The 967-nt window shown below is 59.7% G+C and carries 1 protein-coding gene; it reads left to right on the top strand.

Annotated features, from left to right (window positions below; translation table 11 throughout):
• The first annotated feature begins 134 nt into the window (after positions 1 to 134).
• Positions 135 to 452 carry a plasmid stabilization protein gene (locus ACXJ7R_RS34330; RefSeq protein ID WP_457155671.1) on the top strand — a complete coding sequence of 106 codons (318 nt, stop codon included), beginning with the start codon at positions 135 to 137 and terminating at the stop codon, positions 450 to 452.
• Positions 453 to 967: the final 515 nt, after the last annotated feature.

Genomic DNA, 967 nt, shown 5'->3' with positions numbered 1-967 from the left:
CTCTAAAGGCCGATGCGGGTTAGCCGAAATCATTGCCGGACCGCGTCCTCAAATGGAGTTTGGTTTCTCAAGTGCCGGGCTGGAACTCAGGGGCCGCCCTTTCGTTCAGATCCTATCCAACAGGAGAAACGGCCATGCCACGAGGCGACAAATCGAAATATACCGAAAAGCAGGAACGCAAAGCCGACCACATTGCCGAAGGCTACGAGAAGCGTGGGGTTTCCGACAACGAAGCCGAACGCCGGGCATGGGCAACTGTCAACAAGGACGATGGCGGCGGGAAGAAAGAGGGAGGTTCTGGCCGCGGCAAGCACACAGGTCATCCTGCGGCCCGCAAGGGCGGTGAAACTGGCGGCAAGGCATCCGCCGCACGCTCGGCCGCGAGCCGCTCGGACTCGGCGAAGAAAGCTGCGGCCACGCGCAAGCGGAATGCCGAACATCGAGCCCGTTGACGCGGCAAATTGAGAATGTGCGGAGGACAACCACGAAATCCCGGCTCGTTAACGAGATCAGTGGATCCCGGCGAAGAAGCATTCGCGGTGATGACCGCATTCGCGGCCGACCGAAGGTCGACAGGGGCTCCCTGACCGCCATCGGTGCTTTCGAAAGAGCGACAGTGGGATGATTTGACCTGAACGCGAAGACCTGCCGGAAAATTCCGATCAATGAACAAGGCGAGGTGCTGAGCAGGATTGGCGACGTTGCGCTGGTGATAATGGTAGGTCCCCAGCGTCCACTCCGTACTCGGATTGAGCGATGGTACCACCAGAGGCGGCATTTGTTCGACGGCATCGTTCGGCAGATGATGGGGTGCCTTGGTGGAAGTCCCCGGTCACCTGCGCTGCCGCAAGCGTCCCAAAATCGGCGCCGCTTTGATTAACCTGCACGCCGATCGGGTCGGTGATCCAGGTCAGTCGTGTTTCAAACCCAGTTCGAGAGAACCGTCTCCATCTCTACGGTCTCGACC

The sequence above is a fragment of the Mesorhizobium sp. P5_C1 genome, from assembly GCF_054049815.1.
The sequence above is the reverse complement of the archived record's forward strand: the minus strand, read 5'-3'. Positions and strand labels throughout refer to the sequence as shown.